The following is a 13,794-nucleotide window of genomic DNA, read 5'->3' on the forward strand; positions in this document are numbered from 1 at the left end:
ATCCGATGGATACGAACTAGGGTTAACTCGATGACAAAAGACACCCCGAACACCATCACCCCCGCAGACGACCGCGATGCCGCGGTGCAGAGCGCCACGGGCACCGCCCAGGCCGCCGAGCGGGGTACCCACAATTCGACACAGACCGGCGATTCCGCCACCCATTCCCCCGCCGCGTCCGGGTACGACGCGTCCCATTCCAGTGGTGCCTCTTCCACGGGCACCTCCTCCACCGATTCCACCGGTGCTGACCATCACGGTGCTGACGATCACGGTGCGGACTCCGAGGACGCCGTCGAGCGTGTCCTGCGTGGTGCCGCCTCCCGCGCCGGCGCGGTCAACGTGTTTGCCACCGGCCGAGCCGCCGCCCTGCAGGACCACGACACCGAGGGCTCGGCGGGCGATGGCGATCAGGCCGACCGTGCCGACCGCGCGGCCCTGCGCCGCGTCGCCGGGCTCTCCACCGAGCTCGAGGACGTCACCGAGGTTGAGTATCGTCAGCTTCGCCTGGAAAACGTCGTCCTGATCGGTGTGTATCCGCAGGGCAAACAGGAAGATGCCGAAAACTCGCTGCGGGAGCTGGCAGCGCTCGCCGAAACCGCGGGTGCCGCGGTCCTCGACGGTCTGCTGCAGCGCCGCGCCAACCCCGACGCCAGCACCTATCTCGGGAGCGGTAAGGCCGCCGAGCTTGCGGGGATCGTCAAGGCACTCGGGGCCGACACGGTGATCGCCGACACCGAACTCTCACCCAGCCAGCGCCGCGCGCTCGAGGACGTGGTGAAGGTCAAGGTGATCGACCGGACGGCCGTGATCTTGGACATCTTCAGTCAGCACGCCAAGAGCCGTGAGGGTAAGGCCCAGGTGGAGCTCGCCCAGCTTGAGTACCTGCTGCCGCGTCTGCGTGGGTGGGGTGACTCGATGTCCCGTCAGGCCGGTGGCCAGGTGGGTGGTGCCGGTATGGGATCTCGTGGTCCCGGTGAGACCAAGCTCGAACTGGACCGCCGACACATCCACATTCGGATGTCGAAGCTGCGCCGTCAGATCAAGGGCTTCCTGCCCGCCCGTGAGGCCAAGCGGGCCAACCGTCAGCGCTTCGAGGTGCCCTCGGTCGCGATTGCCGGGTATACCAACGCCGGCAAGTCCAGCCTGCTGAACCGGATCACCCGGGCCGGCGTGCTGGTCGAGAACGCACTGTTTGCGACCCTGGACGCCACCGTCCGCAAGAGCAAAACCGAGGATGGTCGGGTCTACACCCTCACCGATACCGTCGGTTTTGTCCGTAACCTTCCGCATCAGCTGGTCGAGGCATTCCGTTCGACCCTGGAGGAGGTGGGCGACTCCGACGTGATCGTGCACGTGGTGGACGGATCCCACCCCGATCCCTCGGCCCAGCTCAAGACCGTGCGCGACGTGATCACCGATGTCGGCGCCCGGGACATCCCGGAAATCGTGGTGTTCAATAAGTCCGACCTGGTATCGGAGGAGGACCGCCTGGTCCTGCTGGGACTCGAACCACACGCGATCTTCGCTTCGGCGCGCACCGGTGAGGGCATCGAGGAGATCCTGGCGAAGATCGCCGAGCTGCTGCCCAGCCCGTCGGTTGAGCTGAACCTGCTGGTGCCCTACGACCGCGGCGACGTAATCTCGCTGCTGCACCGCCGTGGCCGCGTGGTCACCCTCGACTATGAGGAGGAGGGCACTCGCGTCCACGCGTTTGCCTCACCCGAGGTGGCCGCGGGACTCGACGAGTTCGCGCGGTAATACTAATCGCCGAGTGACCGATGACCTGCGCCGAGCGTCACGCGACCAGCGCAGGCACGATCCAAAGCCGAAGGGGCGAGTCCTGATGGACTCGCCCCTTCGGCGTTGCTGAACGACGCAAACTCGGTGTTGTCGACTAGAACAGCCGGGCCGCGCTGGCCGCCTCGTCCTCCTCGAGTTCAAGAAGGAAGGCCTTGCGGGCGGTGCCGCCGGCGTACCCGGTGAGCGATCCGTCGGCTCCGACCACGCGATGGCACGGCACGATGATACTCAGCGGATTGAGCCCCACCGCGCCACCCACGGCCTGCGCGCCGCCGGGCTGGCCGAGCTCGGCGGCGATATCGCCATAGCGGATGGTGCGGCCGCGCGGAATCCGCCGAATCTCGGCCCAGACGCGCCGGGCAAAATCCTCACCCTCGGGGGCGAGGGGGAGATCGAAGGTTTCGCGATCACCGGCAAAGTATTCGGCCAGTTGATCCCGGGTGCGCGTGAATACCGCACTGTCCGCGATGTCCACCCGGTCGCCGAGATCGGCATCGGAGGGACGGCGAGCGTGCTGGGCGAAGTACACGGCGATCAGTGATTCGCCGCGGGCGACCAGGGTCAGCTCATCCACCGGCGAGGGAATCACCGCGTGAATCAGGCGGGACACGTTCGAATCCTCGGTGGTGTGCACGCTCTACCTCGTTTCGGGCTGCGGGATACGGGCCGCTCGACTCGGGATGTCGGAAAGAGGCCCGGGAAATCGAATCGAGAGATCCTGCGGCGGGGAACTAGACCGCGCGCAGGACCGCGACAATCTTGCCGAGCACCTCGGCATGGTCACCCAGGATCGGCTCGAAGTTCGAGTTGCGGGGGAGGAGCCAGGTGTGACCGTCGCGCTGACGGAATACCTTCACGGTCGCCTCATTGTCCAGCATTGCGGCCACGATGTCCCCGTTTTCCGCGTCGTGCTGCTGACGCACCACAACCCAGTCGCCGTCGCAGATGGCCGCGTCGATCATCGAGTCGCCGGATACCTTGAGCATAAACAGGTCGCCCTTACCCACGAGCTGGCGCGGCAGCGGGAAGACCTCCTCCACCTGCTGCTCGGCGGTGATCGGGGAACCCGCGGCGATCCGACCCACCAGCGGCACCATGGCGGCGTCGCCCACCGGGGGAGTGACCGATTCGAAACTCGCCGAAGACACGGTGGTTCCGGGCAGATCGATCAGGATTTCCAGGGCGCGGGGACGGTTGGGGTCGCGGCGCAGGTATCCACTGAGTTCCAGCTGGTTGAGCTGGTGGGTCACGCTGGACAGCGAGGCGAGGCCCACGGCGTCGCCGATCTCGCGCATGCTCGGCGGGTATCCACGGTCGGCCACCGAACGGGAGATGTATTCGAGAATCGAACGCTGCTTCTCGCTCAGGCTCTTACGTCGCCGAGTGCCGGTTTTGGGCGCGTCGGTGGCGTCTGCGTTCGGCTTCTTGGTGACCATGGTTTCCCGTCCTGACGGCCCTTTTGAGCCAGTGTCGGTGGTTATTGGTTGAGTAATCCCAACACTCGAAACTGTATCCAGCGTCGGCAGGGAAAACAAACATTTCTTCGAGTGTGTCGGGAAAAAATCTCAAAAAGATTCGAATACCGGCTTGTGAATTCGATTATTCGAAGTTATATTCGAAACAGATGTTCTAACGCCCTTCGAAAACACCGACTCGGTACAGCAAACCCCGGTGTTGGATTTCCCCGTCTTCAGCACGCTTTCACGACGACCGGCCACGGCTTCCACTCCCCACCATCACTTCACGGGGGTTGCGCCGCACGGGCACCCGCATTCGGGCAGCCCACCGGTACAGAGAGGTCAATCATGAGTACCGCAATCCTGAACCCCCGCCGTCCCGCCACCGCCCGTCCCTCGTTTGGATTCGAGCCCACCGCAACACTGGCAACCACCGCATCGTCGGCAACCACAGCATTGTCGGCAACCACCGGTGTTGCAGCCGTAGCAGCTCCCGGTGCCCGCCGCTCCGGTACTCGCCCCTCCGGTACCCACCCCTCCGGCAAGCTGCGTCTGACCCGTCGAGGCCGAATCGTCATTACGACCCTGGTGGCGCTGCCCCTGGTGATTGCGCTTCTGGTGGTGGGCCTGAGTGCCGGGGGAGCCGTTGCATCCTCCACTCCGAGTGACGCCTCCTTCCACTACGTCACGGTGGAAAGCGGAGACACCCTGTGGCAGCTCGCGGTATCGCTCGACCCGACCGCCGATCCGCGCGATGTCATCGCCGAGATTCGCGACCTCAACCAGCTGCAGGGTTCCGGGCTGGAAGCCGGTCAGCGTCTGGCTATCCCGCTGCGTTTCGACGCTCCCACGCGCTAGGTTCGCACACCCGTGCAGACTGGGCAAATGTGCGCCCTGTCGCTCGGAGTGACTGGGTAAACTTTCCCCGTGACCACTCTTGACGATCTGCCCCTCCGCGATAATCTGCGCGGCCAAGTCCCCTACGGCGCACCGCAGTTGAACGTGCCCGTTGCGCTCAACGTCAACGAGAACACCCATCGCATCCCCGAGGCGGTGGCGCACGACATCGTCGCCCGTATCGCCGAGACCGTGATCGGACTCAACCGGTATCCGGATCGCGAGTTCAGTGGTCTGCGCGAACGTCTGGCGCGCTATCTCGGCCACGGGCTGACCGCAGAGAACATCTGGGCCGCCAACGGATCAAACGAGGTGCTGCAGCACGTCCTCTCCGCCTTCGCCGGTCCCGGACGTACGCTGCTCGGGTTTGCGCCCACGTATTCGATGTACTCGCTCCTGGCCGCCGGTGGCGACACCACCTGGATTCCCGGTCTGCGCGACGACGAGTACGAGCTCTCCGCCGAAACCGCGGTGGCTCAGGTGCGTGAACACCAGCCCAATGTGGTGTTCCTGTGCTCCCCGAACAACCCGACCGGAACACCGATCGACCTAGACACCATCGCGGCGATTTACGATGCCACCGACGGCGTGGTTGTTGTGGATGAGGCCTACGCCGAATTCGCGCCCGACGGCACCGAGAGCGCACTGAGCCTGCTGCCGGGCCGTCCTCGCCTGCTGATCTCCCGCACCATGAGTAAGGCCTTTGCCTTTGCCGGTGCTCGGGTGGGATACCTGGCCGCCGACCCGGCGGCGATCGATGCCCTGCGTCTGGTGCGTCTGCCCTATCACCTTTCCGCCCTCACTCAGGCGGCCGCCGAGGCGGCTCTCGATCACACCGACGAGATGCTGGCGATGGTTGATGATATCCGCGGTCAGCGGGACCGAATCGTGGCCCGTCTCACCGAACTCGGCTATACCCCGCACCGCACCCACTCCAACTTTGTGTTGTTCGGCGGCGTCGAGGATCCCCAGGCGCTGTTCACCGCCCTGCTGGAACGCGGCATCCTGATCCGAGACGTTGGCATCCCCGGACACCTGCGGGTGAGCGCCGGAACCGAGTCCGAAACCACCGCCTTCCTCGAGGCCCTGAGCGCGCTAAGCTCAAAGGCATGACCAGCGCACCTCGGACCGCGAAGATTACGCGGGCAACCAGTGAATCCTCGATTGAGCTCGAAATCAACCTCGACGGCACCGGCCGCAGCGAGATTGAAACCTCCGTGCCCTTCTACGACCACATGCTCACCGCATTCGCCAAGCACTCGCTGACCGATCTGCGAGTCAAGGCCACCGGCGACACCCACATCGATGTTCACCACACGGTGGAGGACATCGGCATTGCCCTGGGTCTGGCGATCCGCGAAGCCCTCGGAGACAAGGCTGGAATCGCCCGCTACGGTGATGCCCTGTGCCCGCTGGATGAGGCCCTGGCTCAGGCCGTGGTCGATATCTCCGGTCGTCCGTTCCTGGTGCACACCGGCGAGCCCGCCGGGTTTGAGTTCCACCTCATCGGTGGACACTTCACCGGATCGATGATCCGTCACGTCTTCGAGGCGATCACCTTCAACGCCGGTCTCACCGTCCACATCGACGTGCGCTCGGGACGCGACCCGCACCACATCGCCGAGGCCGAGTTCAAGGCGTTTGCCCGCGCATTCCGCCAGGCCAAGGCCTTCGACCCGCTGGTTGAGGGCATCCCGTCCACGAAGGGCAAGCTGTGAGCGACTCCATCCCGGCAAGCGATGCGACCCCGGCCGAGCGTCGTCCCCGCGTAGTTGTCTTCGACTACGGATCGGGCAACGTCCACTCCGCGGTGAAGGCCCTGGAAAAGGCCGGCGCCGATGTCACCCTGAGTGGAGACTTCACCGAGGCCATGGCCGCCGACGGGCTGTTTGTTCCCGGTGTGGGGGCGTTTGACGCGGTCATGGCCGCACTGGAGTCCTCCGGTGGTGCCCGCATCATCGATAAGCGCATCACCGGTGGCAAGCCGGTACTGGGCGTGTGCGTGGGACTGCAGGTCATGTTCGAGCGGGGCACCGAGCGCGGTGTGGAAACCGAGGGCCTGGGTCAGTGGCCCGGGCCGATCACCGAGCTGCCCGCCGAGGTTGTGCCCCACATGGGCTGGAACACGGTTCGGGTTCCCGAGAACTCCCGCCTGTTCCGCGGTCTCGAAGACGAGCGCTTCTACTTTGTTCACTCCTATGCGGCGCAGGAATGGCTGCTGGATGTGATTCCTCCCTTCACGGAACCGGCCCTCACCTGGGCCGACCACGGTGTTCCCTTCCTGGCCGCGATCGAAAACGGACCGCTCACGGCCACCCAGTTCCACCCCGAAAAGTCGGGGGAGGCGGGGATCACCCTGCTGCGGAACTGGCTGGACACCCTGCCCCTCCCGGAGTAGCCACACCCCGGCACCTGGTCATCCGCGGGCATCTCGCCCGGCGCACCGGCCACCTCCACCCTCGCGGGTTGAACATCGCCGACACCGGACGTGTTCATCTCGCACCCTCGCGGGCCGAACACCGCCGACACCGGACGTGTTCATCTCGCACCCTCGCGGGCCGAACACCGCCGACACCGGCATCGTTCACCCACCACCCAGCGAATCCCGTCGATCCCGACGCGGATTCGCCTCTAGGACACAAGGACAACATGAGCGAGTTCAACAACACCCCGGCACTCGAACTGCTGCCGGCCGTGGACGTGGCCGACGGTAAGGCCGTCCGCCTGACCCAGGGCGAAGCCGGATCCGAAACCAACTACGGCGACCCCGTCGACGCGGCCCTGGACTGGGCCAAGCAGGGGGCCGAGTGGATCCACCTGGTCGACCTGGACGCGGCCTTTGGTCGGGGCAACAACCAGGCGGTCATCCGTCGCGTGATCAAGGCCGTACACGGCGTCAAGATCGAACTCTCCGGTGGTATCCGCGACGACGAGAGCCTGGAAGCGGCCCTGGAAAGCGGCGTCACCCGGATCAACCTGGGCACCGCCGCCCTGGAAAACCCCGAGTGGGCCGCCAACGTTATCGGCCGCTACGGCGACGCGATCGCCGTAGGCCTCGACGTGCGTGGCACGACCCTCGCCGCCCGTGGGTGGACCCGCGATGGCGGCGATCTGTGGACCGTGCTGGAGCGCCTCGAAGAGGCCGGCTGCATCCGCTACGTGCTGACCGACGTGACCAAGGACGGCACCCTGCAGGGGCCGAACATTCAGCTGCTCAAGGACGTCATGGAGCGCACCAACCGTCCGGTTGTGGCCTCCGGTGGCATCTCCAGCCTCGATGACATCGCCGCCCTGCGCGAGCTGGTGCCGCTGGGTCTCGAGGGCGCAATCGTGGGCAAGGCGCTGTACAACGGCAACTTCACCCTGCCCGAGGCCCTGGACGTAGCCTCCAACTAGGCACTCCGCACAGGCCCGGTACCTCACACAGGGGTTCCGGGCCTGTTGTGTGCGCGCGGAAAGCGACGGGCCGATAGGCTGGATACGGTCATCTGCGCGGCCCATCATCCGCGAATTGGCCCGCCCCACACCCGGCGGCTCATCCCGCCGCACCCCACCATCCACCCGGCGACTCGTTCCCGCCGCTGCGCACCACCCATCCGGCGGCTCATCCCGCCGCACCCCACCATCCACCCGATGGTTTCGTTCCCGCGAGGAGACAGCATGACCGAGCACACCCCGGCCGACCCACACGCACACGGTGCCGGCTGCGATCACGGTACCCCCGATGATCCCACCGGGATTCGTGCCCGGATCGCGGCCCTCGCCGGTAACACCGCGGATAGCGCGGACCAGTCCTGGGAGGGACGCACCTTCCAGGCTCACGACAACGCCTACGCCGAGGACGATGGCAGCGCGCCCGCCGAGCTCGCCGAGGCCCAGCGCCGGTTCGTCGCGGGGGAGGGCAGCGCCGAGGCCATCGTGGATGCGTTCCGCACCGCGCGCCTGCTGATCCCGCTGGTCGCCCACGCCGGGGACGTGGGGCTCAACGCCCACGGCCAGGAGGTTGACAAGACCCAGGAGCTCTCGATCATCACCGTCGCCGGCCCCGACGGACGCAACGTCCTGCCGGTCTTCTCCTCGGTGGACGCCATGCGGGCCTGGAACCCCAAGGCTCGACCCGTTCCCGCCGACGGCATTCGAGTGGCCCTGGCCGCCGCCGAAGAAAACACCGACCTGGTGGTGCTGGATGCCACCACCCCGCTGGAATTTGTGATCCGCCGTCCGGCACTCTGGGCGGTGGCCCGCGAGGAATCCTGGATTCCCAGCTTCCAGGATCCCGAGGTGTTTGCCGCATTCGTGTCGTCCATCGGGACCGAACTCTCGGTGCTGGATGTGGCACTGTCCACCGCCGACCCGCTCTCGCGCCTGCACGGACCGGAGCTCGTGGTGACCCTCACCCTGGTGCAGGGACTCGACCGCGAGATGCTTGACGCCGTGCTGCAGCGTCTCGCTCAGCGCTGGGCCCAGGACGACGTGATCGCCACACGGGCGGATTCCCTCACCGTCCGCCTCCGCTCCTCCGAGTAGCGTGCCGATGCACTAACGTCTGCGTCCGCCTCCGCTCCTCCGAGTAGCGTGCCGAAACAGCAGGCCGTAACAGAACACCCCGCCGTGCACGTACACGGCGGGGTGTTCTGTTGGACGGTCCTAGTGGTGGCGGTAGGGTGCGCCGCTGGCGTCCACCGGGAGGCGCTCACCCGCGAGTACTCGCAGCGGCAGGCGGTTATCCGGCGCGGGTAGCGGGCACACGTAGTGGTCGCTGAAGCCGCAGGGCGGGACAAACGCGCGGTTGAAGTCGATCACCGTGTTGCCCTCGGCATCGGCGGCGGGGACCGTGAGGAAGCGGAATCGGTAGGTTTCGTCCTCGGCGTCGCGGTCGTTCCCGGTCTGGTCGGCAAACACCACCGAGTAGGCGTGCCCCGCGGCGGTAGCCACGAGCGCTGCCCAGTGCCCGTTGATGTTGACGTGCAGGCGGCCCGAGAGCGGTTTGTCCTGGACAAATCCGTCCACCAGTTCGATCGCCAGGGTCTCATCCGCGGCGGCCTCGAATCGGGCCGGGAACACCCAGGCAGGATCGGGGATAAACGCGGCGATGTCCGTGATCGCCCGGCGGGTTTCACTGCGCGGGGTGAGTACCCGCAGGGCCAGATCCTCCCCGCGGCCAAATGCCCGCAGGATGATGTCGCCATACTCGACGTCGGTGCCGGGCTCGACCCGCAGGGTGGTGGCCGGGACCTCGACGTTGGTGGGGAGCAGGCCCACGATCGCCTCGCCCTCACGCTGCCAGGTGCCCGGCAGCCCGGGAACCTCCTGAGCCTGCTCGGTCAGCCAGTGGGTGCCCACCAGCGAGGCGATGCCGTAGGGCGCGAGGGTGGCGTCGAGGCGGGCCTCGTGCCAGGCCTCCCACTCGGCGATGAAAGCGTCGCTAGCGAGGACCGAGTCGGCGGGTGTGGTGCTGGTCTCAGACATGGGTGGAAATCCGTTCCTGTTCGGTGTGGGTGGCGGCATCGGTGGTGCCGGAGAGTACCGTGCCCGAACGCTCGTGTGCGAAGCGCTCCTGCTCGGCGCGAATCTGCTCGGGGGTGAGCGGACGGATCGCCTCGGCAAGTGCAGCCTCGCGCTGCGCCGCCCAGCCCGCCTGAATCAGCGGGTAGGCCTCCTCCAGCAGGATCCGCGCCTTTTCCACGGTCTCCTCGAGGGTGTGCAGCGCCGGGTGAATGCCGAGGATCAGCTCGTCGGTCAGTGCGATGGTGGGGTCGGCCAGCAGGTCGGCGGCGAGTTCCTCGGGTGTGCCCCAGATGAAGTTGTCGGAGAGTAGCTGATCGGGGATCGAGGCGGTGAGATCCACCCGGCCGATCTTCGCGGCGAACTCGTTCCAGCGGCCCGCTCGCTCGCCGGCCTCGGTGAGGGCGGCGGCATTGGAGACACCCGGATAGGCGGTGCGGGAGGTCACCACATACGGGGTGCGGGTGTCACCCCAGGTTTCGTGGAATACCCGACGGTACTCGCGCACCGAGTACGCCTGACGCTGCTGGAATCCGGCGCGCGCCTCGGCCGTCCGCTCGCTGCCGTTGCCGAAGCGCTCCAGGATGAAGCCATCCCCGCGCACAGCCGCGGCCCGGATCGTGTTGATGTTCGAGCTGCCGTGGACCACGCGTCCGGTCAGGCCGGCGTTTGCCGGCCAGATGTGTGCGCTTCCCTCGGGCACCTGGGATCCCTCGAGCGCCCAGTGCAGCGAGTCGATCTTGTGCTCGAAGTTGGCATCACGGTCCTTCTCCCAGGCGTTGAACACGTGGAAAGAGTCCGAGGGGACCCCCTTGCCGACGCCGAGGATCAGGCGTCCGCCGGAGAGGTGGTCGATGACCGCGACGTCCTCGGCGACCCGGATCGGGTCGTCCAGCACGATCGGCAGCACCGCGGTGCCCAGCCCGATCTTCGAGGTTGCCACCGCTGCGGCTCCGAGGAACGCGTACGGGCTCGGGAGCGCCGCCCAGCCCGAGTGGAAGTGCCGGGTCGCGATCCAGGCGCTGTCATAGCCGAGCTTTTCCAGCTCCTGGAACAGCAGGATGTTCTCGCGGTAGATGGTCGTGGTGTCGGTGTTCTGATCCAGGTGGGTGATGAAACCCACCCGCAGGCGCTCGCCGATCACCGTGGAGCCCAGCGGCGCGGTGGTCCCGAGCCCCGCGATCTCATTGGGTTCGGGACGACGGCTGACGGGGAAATCTGCGGTGCTCATGCGGTTACCTCCACTGGGTGTTGGAAAATGCGGATGGACTCGGTGCTCATACGCCCACCTCCACGGCGCTCTGATACGGTGCCAGGTTCTCACCGCTGGGGCGGAAGGGAATGGGGCGTTCGACGTAGGGGACCGCGGTGGTCGGGGTGGACCCGCGCAGACCCGGCAGCTGGGTTGCAAACAGTTCGATGGATTCGAGGATGTGTGCGGGCTTGACGTGGGGTCCCTGGAACTGGATCGCGGTCTGCTCGGTGCCGTCGAACTGGTCGGTCCAGCGCCAGATCGAGTCCGCCACTTCCTCGGGGGTCCCGACGGCGAAGGAGAGCTTCTCGGCGATATCGTCGAAGTCCGCACTGTCCGGGCCGCCGCGCCAGTCCACCTTCAGGTAGATGGCCGCGTACTCGCGCAGGAACTCGACGGCGCGCTCGCGGGCGAGCTCCCGGGTGGGTGCCACCAGGCCCGAGCGTAGGTGAATGACCTCGCCCCCGGGGACTTTTTCGCGGTATTCGGCGTTGAGCGCCAGGCGCGCCTCGAGCGGCATCGGGCGCGGGATCATCAGCCGGTAGCCGTGTGCGGAGGCCAGTTCGATGGCGTTGCGTCCGGCGGCGGTCCAGATGACGTCGCGGGCGGGGCGTCCGGCGGGCGGGGAGATTTCCACGTTGTCAAAATCGTAGAACTCGCCGTGGAAGGTGACCCGGCCGTTGTCGATGGCCTGACGCAGGATTTCGTGCACCTCGCGGGAGCGGGCCGATCCCTCACCGGGAATCAGGCCGTACACGCCCAGCAGATGGTCGGTGCCGGCACCGCTGCCGACGCCGAGATCGAGGCGTCCACCCGAGAGAGCATCCAGCAACAGGGCGGATTCGGCGAGCCGAATCGGGTGATAGAACGGCGCGCACACCACCGAGGTACCCAGGCGGATGCTGGTGGTTTTGGCGCTCAGCCGAGCGAGAAACAGCAGCGGGTCCGGAACCTCGCCGCGGGCGTTCTGGTGGTGTTCGGTGACCCAGACGCCGTTGTAGCCGAGCTGGTCGCCGAGGACCACCTGTTCCTCGATATCGCGGTAGAGGGCGGCGGGGTTTTGACCGTTGGTGACATCACCGTAGTAGAAGAGGTCGATGCGGGGCATGATGTGTCCTTTCAGCCGGCGGGCATCCGAGGGGATGCCCGCCGATCGGGGGGAAGGGTTACTTGGCGAGCCAGACGTCGTAGAACGCGTCGGTGTAGCCCACCGCGTCAAACTTCCAGCCGTGCACCTTGGAAGTGGTGCCGACGATCTTCTTGGGCACGTACAGCGGAATCGCGAAGCCCTCATCGAGGATGCGCTGCTGGACCTTCTGGGCCTCGGCGATGCGCACCTTGGGATCGGAGTTGGTGCTCACGATCTTGCCGGACTCGTCGATCTGCGGGTCGGAGAGCAGACCGTAGTTGATGCCCGAACCGCCACCCTCCTTGGGGATGGAGTTGGTCTGGAACGGCTGGATGGTGACCCCCACATCGGCGTAGCCACGGGAGGAATCGGCGAGGTTGTGCTCGTTCTTGGCCAGCTGCGCGGTAAATGCGGCGGTGTCATACGGGGTGCGGATGACCTCAAAACCCGCCTTCTTCAGCGAGGAGGCGATGGCTTCGCCGAGCTGCTGGCGCTGGTCGGTCTGCACGTAGAGCGAGTCCACGGCCCAGTTGATGGTGAGGCGCTTGCCGTCCTTGGTACGGTAGCCGTCGCTGTCGGTTTCGGTGTATCCGGCCTGATCCAGCAGCTTCGCGGCGGCCTTGGGATCAAAGTTCCAGCTCTTCTCGAGCGACTTATCGTAGGAGCCCAGCGGCGGAGTGTCGGGCAGCGTGGTGGTCCAGGCCTTGGTGTACTTGCCCGCGTAGACGCTCTTGAGGAGGCCGTCCACGTCGATTGCGTCACGGAAGGCGAGGCGCACGTTCTTGTCATCGAACGGGGCGATGTTGGGGTTCAGCGCCAGATAGTAGGGGGTTCCGGTGTTGTCCTTTTCCAGGATCTGGCCGCCCGCGGCGGTGACCTCGGGGATGTTTAGCGGCGGAACCTGATCGATCGCATCGGCCTGCTTGGAACCGAGCGCCCCGATGCGCGCCTGGGGTTCGGGCACAAACTGGATCGTGACCTCATCGAGGTAGGCGGGACCGGTGTGGCCCCAGGTGCTGGGTGCCCACGCGTAGTCTGGGTTCTTTTCCAGGACGATCTTGGAACCCTTAACGTAGTCCTTGACCTTGAACGGTCCCGATCCCACCGACAGCTTGGGGTTTGCCGACAGCTCGGCAGGGGTGTGTTCGGTGAGCACCTTGCCCGAGTAGATCGGCCAGTGCGGGGTCGAGAGGGCGTGGATAAACGCGGCGTTCGGGCGCGACAGGGTCACCTTCAGGGTGCTGTCATCCAGGACCTCATTGGACACGATTCCGGTGGAGGCGGTGCCCAGACCGGTCTCGTTGAGGGGACGGTCGAGGTTTTGCTTGAGCACCCCGGCGTTGAACGGGCTCCCGTCCTGGAACTTCACGTCGGTGCGCAGGGTGAAGGTGTAGATCAGGCCGTCCTCGCTGACCTCCCATTTGGTGGCCAGGCCCGGCTTATAGGTGCCGTCCTCGGCCTGCACGGTCACCGTGTCAAAGATCGAGGAGTTGATCGAGTTGAGGTTGAGGCTCGGGACGCGCTGACCGTCCCAGGTGGGCGGTTCGGTGTTGGCCAGATAGCGCAGGGTGCCGCCGCTGACCGGGCTCGCCGAGGTACCGGCGTTGCCGGATGACCCGGGGTTCGGGGAGGCGGACGCCGAGCAGGCGGTCAGGGCGAAGGCGGTGAGCAGGGCGGTGGCGCCAAGCAGTGCCGCGTTGCGGGTGCGATTTCGCATGGGTGGTGCCTTTCAGGGGTGATGGTGAGGAGTG

The 13,794-nt window shown here is 66.3% G+C and carries 13 protein-coding genes; 7 read left to right on the forward strand and 6 right to left on the reverse strand.

Translation table 11 applies throughout. The features are described 5' to 3' along the window. Positions 1 to 30 precede the first annotated feature (30 nt). Complete coding sequence (hflX, locus tag M2390_RS01260; RefSeq protein WP_245991957.1) at positions 31 to 1,761, forward strand: GTPase HflX; 1,731 nt, start codon at positions 31 to 33, stop codon at positions 1,759 to 1,761. 136 nt (positions 1,762 to 1,897) lie between these two features. Here the strand turns inward: hflX and M2390_RS01265 are convergent, their stop codons facing one another. Together M2390_RS01265 and lexA are read right to left on the reverse strand one after the other, a co-directional pair. Next, positions 1,898 to 2,413, reverse strand: a complete 516-nt coding sequence (locus M2390_RS01265) for a methylated-DNA--[protein]-cysteine S-methyltransferase (RefSeq protein WP_259176476.1) — start codon at positions 2,411 to 2,413, stop codon at positions 1,898 to 1,900. A 121-nt stretch (positions 2,414 to 2,534) separates the two neighbouring features. Then, complete coding sequence (gene lexA, locus M2390_RS01270; RefSeq protein WP_121688235.1) at positions 2,535 to 3,239, reverse strand: transcriptional repressor LexA; 705 nt, start codon at positions 3,237 to 3,239, stop codon at positions 2,535 to 2,537. 369 nt (positions 3,240 to 3,608) lie between these two features. Between lexA and M2390_RS01275 the strand changes: the two genes are divergently transcribed. The 6 genes from M2390_RS01275 (at position 3,609) to M2390_RS01300 (ending at position 8,684) form a co-directional block, all read left to right on the forward strand. Beyond that, on the forward strand, positions 3,609 to 4,118 hold the full coding sequence (locus M2390_RS01275) for a LysM peptidoglycan-binding domain-containing protein (protein ID WP_259176477.1): 510 nt from the start codon (positions 3,609 to 3,611) through the stop codon (positions 4,116 to 4,118). Positions 4,119 to 4,187: 69 nt separating this feature from the next. Continuing rightward, positions 4,188 to 5,270 (forward strand): histidinol-phosphate transaminase, encoded by a 1,083-nt coding sequence (locus M2390_RS01280; protein WP_259176478.1) that lies wholly within the window; start codon positions 4,188 to 4,190, stop codon positions 5,268 to 5,270. Beyond that, complete coding sequence (gene hisB / locus M2390_RS01285; protein WP_030143067.1) at positions 5,267 to 5,875, forward strand: imidazoleglycerol-phosphate dehydratase HisB; 609 nt, start codon at positions 5,267 to 5,269, stop codon at positions 5,873 to 5,875. The genes M2390_RS01280 and hisB overlap by 4 nt, the downstream gene beginning before the upstream one ends. Further along, positions 5,872 to 6,555, forward strand: coding sequence for an imidazole glycerol phosphate synthase subunit HisH (gene hisH / locus M2390_RS01290; protein WP_259176479.1), 684 nt, complete (start codon positions 5,872 to 5,874; stop codon positions 6,553 to 6,555). Before hisB ends, hisH begins: the two co-directional genes overlap by 4 nt. 251 nt (positions 6,556 to 6,806) lie before the next feature. Beyond that, positions 6,807 to 7,553 (forward strand): bifunctional 1-(5-phosphoribosyl)-5-((5-phosphoribosylamino)methylideneamino)imidazole-4-carboxamide isomerase/phosphoribosylanthranilate isomerase PriA, encoded by a 747-nt coding sequence (priA, locus tag M2390_RS01295; RefSeq protein WP_259176481.1) that lies wholly within the window; start codon positions 6,807 to 6,809, stop codon positions 7,551 to 7,553. A gap of 264 nt (positions 7,554 to 7,817) precedes the next feature. After that, positions 7,818 to 8,684, forward strand: a complete 867-nt coding sequence (locus M2390_RS01300; RefSeq protein WP_121688231.1) for an SseB family protein — start codon at positions 7,818 to 7,820, stop codon at positions 8,682 to 8,684. Between the two features lie 120 nt (positions 8,685 to 8,804). On the opposite strand, the gene M2390_RS01305 is transcribed toward M2390_RS01300, so the two are convergent. From M2390_RS01305 to M2390_RS01320, 4 genes are read right to left on the reverse strand one after another with little or no spacing between them, the layout of a single operon-like run. Then, positions 8,805 to 9,626, reverse strand: coding sequence for a DUF1684 domain-containing protein (locus M2390_RS01305; protein ID WP_259176483.1), 822 nt, complete (start codon positions 9,624 to 9,626; stop codon positions 8,805 to 8,807). Beyond that, entirely contained in the window at positions 9,619 to 10,893 is a 1,275-nt protein-coding gene (locus M2390_RS01310) for an LLM class flavin-dependent oxidoreductase (protein ID WP_259176484.1), read from the reverse strand. The genes M2390_RS01305 and M2390_RS01310 overlap by 8 nt, the downstream gene beginning before the upstream one ends. A 46-nt stretch (positions 10,894 to 10,939) precedes the next feature. Further along, complete coding sequence (locus M2390_RS01315; RefSeq protein ID WP_259176485.1) at positions 10,940 to 12,022, reverse strand: LLM class flavin-dependent oxidoreductase; 1,083 nt, start codon at positions 12,020 to 12,022, stop codon at positions 10,940 to 10,942. A gap of 58 nt (positions 12,023 to 12,080) precedes the next feature. Continuing rightward, positions 12,081 to 13,760: an ABC transporter substrate-binding protein gene (locus tag M2390_RS01320; protein WP_259176486.1), complete on the reverse strand. Its 1,680-nt coding sequence runs from the start codon at positions 13,758 to 13,760 to the stop codon at positions 12,081 to 12,083. Positions 13,761 to 13,794: the final 34 nt, after the last annotated feature.

It is taken from the genome of Mycetocola sp. BIGb0189 (genome assembly GCF_024810155.1).
In the GTDB taxonomy this organism is placed as follows: Bacteria; Actinomycetota; Actinomycetes; order Actinomycetales; family Microbacteriaceae; genus Mycetocola; species Mycetocola lacteus.